The following is a 5,858-nucleotide window of genomic DNA, read 5'->3' on the forward strand; positions in this document are numbered from 1 at the left end:
CCGGCTCACCCACGCCGTCCTCGCGGGACGCCTCGACCGGTCGGCCCCGGTCGCGGTGCTCACCGCCACCGCCTGCCGGGTGCACGACCTGACCGTGGCCGGCGCGGCCGTGCTGGAGATCGTCGCCGACGGCCCCACCACGGCCAGCGCGGTATGCCACCAGGTGGGGCTGTCCCACCCGGCGTGGGAAGCGGTCCGCAAGCACCTCCAGCGTCGCCACCTGCTGCTGCGGGGCGTGGCCCGCGCCAGCCCTGCCCCCGGGGCGCCAGTGCTGCGGCGCCACCAGCTCACCGAAGGAGGGCGTGCGCTGGTGGGCCGGCTGACACCGCTGCTGATGATCATCCTGGATTACTTCGAGTTCCAGGAATAGAGCAGGAGGAATCCCCGTATCCAGTTGATACTGGATACGGGGATTCCTCCATGCGCCCAGTCGGTCCCGGCCGGACTTCGTCCGTCGCACCGTCGCACCTGGATGCCGCGCGCCCATCGGACACATCCACGTCGGTGCATCGTCACCAGCGCGGCCACCTTCTCATCGTCGGGCGGGCGCGGGCGCCGGTACAGGGTGACCACGCTGTCCGCGTGCTGCTGGTGGGCGCGGATCCGCCGGTCGAGGACGTCGTCAGAGAGCGGTCGGGGAAGGGAACCGGCGAGCGCGGTCATACTGCCTCCCCGTCCACGAACCACCGTGCCGCCAGGAGCACGTCCCGGGCGGGCGCCACGGTCGCCGCGACCACCAGCGCCCGAACCCGCCGAGAGATGTTCACCGGCCGGGGACGGGTTGGTCGGGTCACGGCGACGGTACGTCCCGGCCGCCGTCCCGCAAGGGAACGCGGTGGTCGATCCGCTGGCCCATCCTGTGGGGTTCACCGCGCGCCTGGGTGTCGCACGCACGCACTCGCCAGAAGCCTGCCGGGGCCCGCGCTCAGTTCCCCGTGGGCCGGAGGCGCAGCTCGGTCTCGACGAACCGGTGCAGGTGCCGCCGGGCCTGCTCAGCGGTCAACGGCGGCGCCTGCCGCAACCGCTGGAGCGCGAGACCGTCGATCAACGCCACCAGGTGCACGGCGGACTCCTCCGGGTCCGGGCAGCCGAACTCCCCCTCGGGCGGTGGACACCGCGACCCGCAGGCGGTGCTCGGCGGGGACGGTGTACCCGGTGGCGGTCAGCTCGACCTCCACGTCCTCCTTCGCCGCTTCGCACCGCGGAGGACCGCGACTCGGACATCCACCGACGCGCCCCGACGAGAGCGAGCAACCCGATGGGCACCTCGACGTGGACCACCCCCTTGTCGTCGACGGAATCTGGAGGCTCATCTCCAGTGCGCTCGTGGAGCGCCAAACCGCCTGGTCCAACGGCATGAGGTAAGCCAGGTTCCGCTGGCGGGTTCGCGCGGTTCCCGCGCTTGCTCGTCACCGTGCTGCCCCTCGAACTGTCCTCCCCCACACCGAAGGAGGCCGTTCGCACCCCCCAGGCCATCACCCGTTGCTACGGTCCATCACTGTCCGCGATCGCTTTGTGGGGGTGCTCAGTGTCCGTCGCCAACGTCGTCGCCCAGGCACGCACGGCCCTCCTGGAAATCGAGGAAGCCCAACGCGACCTGGTCGCGGCGCTCGACAGGGCGGAACGGGGCTGCCAACTCTCGGCCCAACTCCTCTTAGCTTCAGCGCACCACGACGTGGTGTGGACGGTGAAGGCCGCCGCCGACGCGGCCCAGCCACTGAAGCAGGCGTACGCCGCGTTCGGCCGGTCCGCAGACCTGATCCGCCACTACCTCGACACCATCGCAGGCGGAAACCACTCAGGGCCGGTAACACCCCCGCCCAGCCCTACGTCCGTAGTACCACCGGCCGCGCCGACCGCTTCTACGGACGCGGCGCCACTGGCCGCGCCGCCGACGGTGGGAACGTGGCGAGGGAAGACCGCGAGCGAGTACGCGAGGGGGAAGGGATCGGCAGACGCTCGCCACGAGGAAGGAAGGCTATAGTGCGTGAGGTCGAGTCGGGGCAGCGGGTGAGGGAGCTTTGGGATGCTCTGCGCGTCGGCGGACACACAGTGGAATCTTCCACGTTCAACGGCCGCCTGACCTCGTTTTCCGACGGGACCTTGATGGGGATCAGGAAGACGGCGCGGACGACGCCGGGCGAACCAACGTTGGAGATCTGGCCGGGCGATGGAGGAAAAGTGGTCAAGGTCCATGTGGCGAAGGAGGCCCCGTGATCGACGCTGACGGCGTGAGTCACGATGTTCTCGAGTACATATGGGAGCAGGCGGAGTCCGATGGCGCGACTTTGCGCGATGTCATCGCTGCGCTGATCGAATATGGAACTCCGGGAATGGCAACGGTGGAGGAAGCGGGAAAACTCGCGGCTCACCTGGTGCGCACGGAGCTCCTGATTCCCGCCGAACTCGATGGCGACGACTTCGCGCCGTGGAGTTCCAGCCCCGGCGATTCCGCTGAGCGAATCGAGCGTGAGACGCTCAGGATCGCACGGGAGAAAAGACTTCCACTGCCCGGAGAAGTGGTGTGGCTCGTTGCTCCGCAAAGCTCGGAACGGCAGCCTGAAGTCTGATCACGGCGATCCTTGAGACACGGGAGTACGAGGAGAACGGCGCGAAGTCGACGTCGGCGATATCGCGTGGTTCGCATGAGCTGGGAGAACGAGCCCCCGATCTGGTGTGCTGGCCGGGGGGCTCGTTGACCACTGGCTACAGGTGGCCGGACTTCACTGCCGCGAGGAAGGCCGCGAACGTACCACGGTCGACGACCAGCATCCCGCCGTCACGGTTCCTGGTGTCGCGGGCAGCCGCGAGGTCGACGGCGCGACCGACCGCAATGCGCTGCCCGCTGTCGCCGCTCCGACTCGACTTACGCCACGATTTGATGTCCATGACTCTCCTCATACGCGGGTGCCGGCGCACAGTCCCCCTCCAGGCGGAGGCGCAACTCGGTCTCAACGAACCGATGCAGGTGCCCCCGGGCTGGCCCGCCCGGCGACCACTGGCCGCGCCGCCGACGGTGGGAACGTGGCGAGGGAAGACCGCGAGCGAGTACGCGAGGAACGAAGGCGAGGCGATCGGGCGGCTTTCCCCGCGAGGACGACGCACGGTGGTGCGCGAAGTCGATAGCGCCAAGGAAGTGCGTGACATATTCGATTCCCTCTCCCGGGGGGCTCGCAGGATCGATGTTCCCGGGTACAACGGGATTATGACCATAGACTCGGACGGTACTAGGATTGGGTATCGATACACCTCGGCAACAACGAAGGATGAACCCACTCTCGACGTTCGAGATGCAGATCAGAACGTGTTCAAAGTACACGTTGCAACGAAAGATTGATATTGATGGATATTGACCACGAGGTCCGTGAGTCCGTGTGCGATCTCACCCGGTATGACTACGTCATGATGACAGACGTCATCGGGATCATGGTTCACTTCGGAGGGAAGGAGTACAAGAATCTGATCAGTCGGGCGGGTCGTATAGCGGCCCAACTCGTTCGCGAGGGCAAGATCACCGCCGGCGACCTCCGCGAAGACGGCTTCGCGGCTTGGGATAGCACACCGGAGGAATCAGCGGCGCGTATTGAACGCGAGACACGGGAGTACGAGGAGAGCGGCCGAGAAGTCGACTTCGGCGACATCGCGTGGTTCTCGTGAACGACGTGGAACGAGCCCCCGACCAGGTGTGACGCTGTTCGAGGGCTCGTTGGCTACTGGTTACAGGCGGCCGGACTTCACTGCCGAGAGGAAGGCCGCGAACGTGTCACGGTCGACGACCAGCATTCCGCCGTCACGGTTCTTGGTGTCGCGTACGGCCGCGAGGTTGGCGGCGCGACCGACTTCAACGCACTGCGCACTGTTACCACTGTAGCTTGACTTGCGCCAAGTCTGGATCTCCATAGTACTCCTACTCATACTTCGCCTGGTAACCAACCAGGAAGTTTTTGGTGTCCGAGACGTCGTGCGCCAAAGCGTCCAGCTTATCGACTGCTCGAACGAATATCTCCGTGTCGCGTTCCCGGTCGAGCCACGACGCCGTACGCAGGTTCTCCATGTAGACCAGCGGCGGTGTCTCGTCCGGAAAGGTTAGGAGCATGAATGCGCTGATCAACCCCATGTAGTAACCCGCGTCAAACGGGATCACCCGAATGGTGATGTTTGGCTCCTCAGCCATGCGAAGCATGTACCGGATTTGATCAAACATCACTTCACGTGAGCCGGCGGGTCGCGCGAACGCCGCTTCATCCAAAAAGGCGGTGTACTGGGGAGCGCGCCGGCCGGTGAGCACACCTTGCCGACCAGCTCGGGTGTAGAGCAGATCGCCAATGTTCGTTGCTTCGTCGTCGGCGGTGATGACTGCCGTGGCGTAGTCGCGGGTTTGCAGCAGGCCGGGTATATGCGAACTGACGTCGACGATGTGGTCGGCCTCGACCTCGTACGAGATCAACGCGGACAGCTCGTCATCGATCGCCGCACTGGGAGTCCACGGGCTGACGCGCAAGTCAGCGAAACGGTCAAGCCACCGCCTCTTGACATCAAGGGAGACTTCCAGGAGGTCCGCGATCTCGTTCAGGATCTCTTCCGAGAACTCGACCTCACCGCGTTCGAGGCGGTTCACCCACGCCCCGTTCTTCCCCGCGCGGCGCGCGAACTCACGAACGCCGATGCCTGCCGCCGTCCGCGCTCGGCCGATGGCTGCTCCCAGCGCCCGCGCGACGGGTGTTCGCAGTGTCCGTGACATAGCAGCAGCCTAGTAGATCGGGCTCCGTACCAGTTACGGTTCACCTGTTTGGGCACTAGACGCAGTGTACTCGTTACGGAGACGCTGTCCCAAACATTGGCGCTGTATCAGGTACAGCAGCCAAACGGCAGAAGGGGCCGCTATGTGGGCGTTGGTCTGGCTGGTCGTGTCGGGGATGGGCGTAGCCCTGTTGTCGCGGGGGGCGGCGTGGCTCGCGGAACGAGGCTTGCCACCGGAGCCTGACAAGCACCGAGCTGTCGAGTACGACCCCGCGACGCGAAGCTTCCGCTCGCTGACGGGTGGGGGTACCCGGTGACCGGTCACGGCGGGGACCTCGCTGACACCGCGCGAGCACGCGACCTGCTGGCGGTGCGTGCCTTCGAGGCGCAGCGACGGCGTCGGCGCCGTCGGCGTATCGCCACGGTGGCGCGCGTGGTCGCCCTGGCCCTGCTGGCCGCGGTCACGGTTCTGGCCATCCTGGCGGCCCTGACCGCCTGATCCTGTTGACCGTTGTCGGGGGACGCTCAATGAATGGACATGTACACCGATTCGTGGGGCCGGGGAGTCCGCCACCGGTCTGGCGGATCGACGCGCGACCACCTGCCGGCTGGTTGTGGTGGCGGCACCTGGTAATCGGCACCTACGGCGAACACCTCACCGGTACCACCGTCCACACCGTCTGCGGACACGCGGTCGTCGTGGGCCACGAGGAACGACCAGACGAGATCCCGTACCAGCCCTGCGGGCACTGTGCGCAGATCATGAAACCTGACCTGTTCGCGGCGCTGGTCGTGCCCGGATACACGGCGGCTCACCTGACGCGGGAACGCACCGACGTCGACGTGTGGACGGAATGCGGCATCCGGGCACCAGCAGCCGATACCGAACTCCTCAGCCTGCTCACCCCCGGGGTGGAGTTCTGCCTGGCCTGCTGGCTCCCCCACAACAGGGAGGGGGAATCGTGGTGAGCCCCTACGCGCCCGCCACCCGGCTCACCCACGCCGTCCTCGCGGGACGCCTCGACCGGTCTGCGCCTGTCGCGGTGCTCACCGCCACGGCCTGCCGGGTGCACGGGCTGACCGTGGCCGGCGCGGCCGTGCTGGAGATCGTCGCCGAC

12 protein-coding genes are annotated in these 5,858 nt (G+C 66.6%); 7 read left to right on the plus strand and 5 right to left on the minus strand.

Annotation, left to right across the window (positions count from 1 at the left end):
• Nucleotides 1–370, plus strand: a 370-nt coding sequence (locus tag ACTIDRAF_RS31410) for a hypothetical protein (RefSeq protein WP_039789769.1), incomplete at its 5' end; no start/stop codon positions are given.
• 289 nt (nt 371–659) lie between these two features.
• Here the strand turns inward: ACTIDRAF_RS31410 and ACTIDRAF_RS35440 are convergent.
• Entirely contained in the window at nt 660–794 is a 135-nt protein-coding gene (locus ACTIDRAF_RS35440) for a hypothetical protein (protein ID WP_280956895.1), read from the minus strand.
• A 131-nt stretch (nt 795–925) separates the two neighbouring features.
• Nucleotides 926–1,063 (minus strand): TetR family transcriptional regulator C-terminal domain-containing protein, encoded by a 138-nt coding sequence (locus ACTIDRAF_RS33265; RefSeq protein ID WP_016701488.1) that lies wholly within the window; start codon nt 1,061–1,063, stop codon nt 926–928.
• Between the two features lie 465 nt (nt 1,064–1,528).
• On the opposite strand from ACTIDRAF_RS33265, the gene ACTIDRAF_RS34145 reads away from it, so the two are divergent.
• The 3 genes from ACTIDRAF_RS34145 to ACTIDRAF_RS0225580 are packed head-to-tail and all read left to right on the plus strand — an operon-like array spanning nt 1,529 to nt 2,570.
• Nucleotides 1,529–1,984: a hypothetical protein gene (locus ACTIDRAF_RS34145; RefSeq protein WP_157163281.1), complete on the plus strand. Its 456-nt coding sequence runs from the start codon at nt 1,529–1,531 to the stop codon at nt 1,982–1,984.
• Complete coding sequence (locus ACTIDRAF_RS0225575; RefSeq protein ID WP_016701491.1) at nt 1,984–2,217, plus strand: hypothetical protein; 234 nt, start codon at nt 1,984–1,986, stop codon at nt 2,215–2,217. The genes ACTIDRAF_RS34145 and ACTIDRAF_RS0225575 overlap by 1 nt, the downstream gene beginning before the upstream one ends.
• Nucleotides 2,214–2,570 (plus strand): Rossmann-fold NAD(P)-binding domain-containing protein, encoded by a 357-nt coding sequence (locus ACTIDRAF_RS0225580; RefSeq protein ID WP_016701492.1) that lies wholly within the window; start codon nt 2,214–2,216, stop codon nt 2,568–2,570. The genes ACTIDRAF_RS0225575 and ACTIDRAF_RS0225580 overlap by 4 nt, the downstream gene beginning before the upstream one ends.
• A 136-nt stretch (nt 2,571–2,706) precedes the next feature.
• Here the strand turns inward: ACTIDRAF_RS0225580 and ACTIDRAF_RS0225585 are convergent, their stop codons facing one another.
• The gene (locus ACTIDRAF_RS0225585; protein ID WP_016701493.1) at nt 2,707–2,889 is read right to left on the minus strand and encodes a DUF397 domain-containing protein; all 183 of its coding nucleotides are present in this window, start codon (nt 2,887–2,889) and stop codon (nt 2,707–2,709) included.
• Nucleotides 2,890–3,342: 453 nt separating this feature from the next.
• Here ACTIDRAF_RS0225585 and ACTIDRAF_RS0225590 point away from each other — a divergent pair, with 453 nt between their 5' ends.
• Nucleotides 3,343–3,657 carry a hypothetical protein gene (locus ACTIDRAF_RS0225590; RefSeq protein ID WP_016701494.1) on the plus strand — a complete coding sequence of 105 codons (315 nt, stop codon included), beginning with the start codon at nt 3,343–3,345 and terminating at the stop codon, nt 3,655–3,657.
• A gap of 60 nt (nt 3,658–3,717) precedes the next feature.
• Here the strand turns inward: ACTIDRAF_RS0225590 and ACTIDRAF_RS0225595 are convergent, their stop codons facing one another.
• A complete protein-coding gene (locus ACTIDRAF_RS0225595; RefSeq protein ID WP_016701495.1) occupies nt 3,718–3,900 on the minus strand; it encodes a DUF397 domain-containing protein in 183 nt (60 codons plus the stop codon).
• Between the two features lie 7 nt (nt 3,901–3,907).
• Nucleotides 3,908–4,741, minus strand: coding sequence for a helix-turn-helix domain-containing protein (locus tag ACTIDRAF_RS0225600; protein ID WP_083886721.1), 834 nt, complete (start codon nt 4,739–4,741; stop codon nt 3,908–3,910).
• Nucleotides 4,742–5,053: 312 nt separating this feature from the next.
• Here ACTIDRAF_RS0225600 and ACTIDRAF_RS0225605 point away from each other — a divergent pair, with 312 nt between their 5' ends.
• Entirely contained in the window at nt 5,054–5,239 is a 186-nt protein-coding gene (locus tag ACTIDRAF_RS0225605) for a hypothetical protein (protein ID WP_016701497.1), read from the plus strand.
• Nucleotides 5,240–5,268: 29 nt separating this feature from the next.
• Nucleotides 5,269–5,709 (plus strand): hypothetical protein, encoded by a 441-nt coding sequence (locus ACTIDRAF_RS0225610; protein ID WP_157163282.1) that lies wholly within the window; start codon nt 5,269–5,271, stop codon nt 5,707–5,709.
• Nucleotides 5,710–5,858: the final 149 nt, after the last annotated feature.

Origin of the sequence: Actinoalloteichus spitiensis RMV-1378, assembly GCF_000239155.1 — a bacterium.
GTDB classification, from domain to species: Bacteria; Actinomycetota; Actinomycetes; order Mycobacteriales; family Pseudonocardiaceae; genus Actinoalloteichus_B; species Actinoalloteichus_B spitiensis.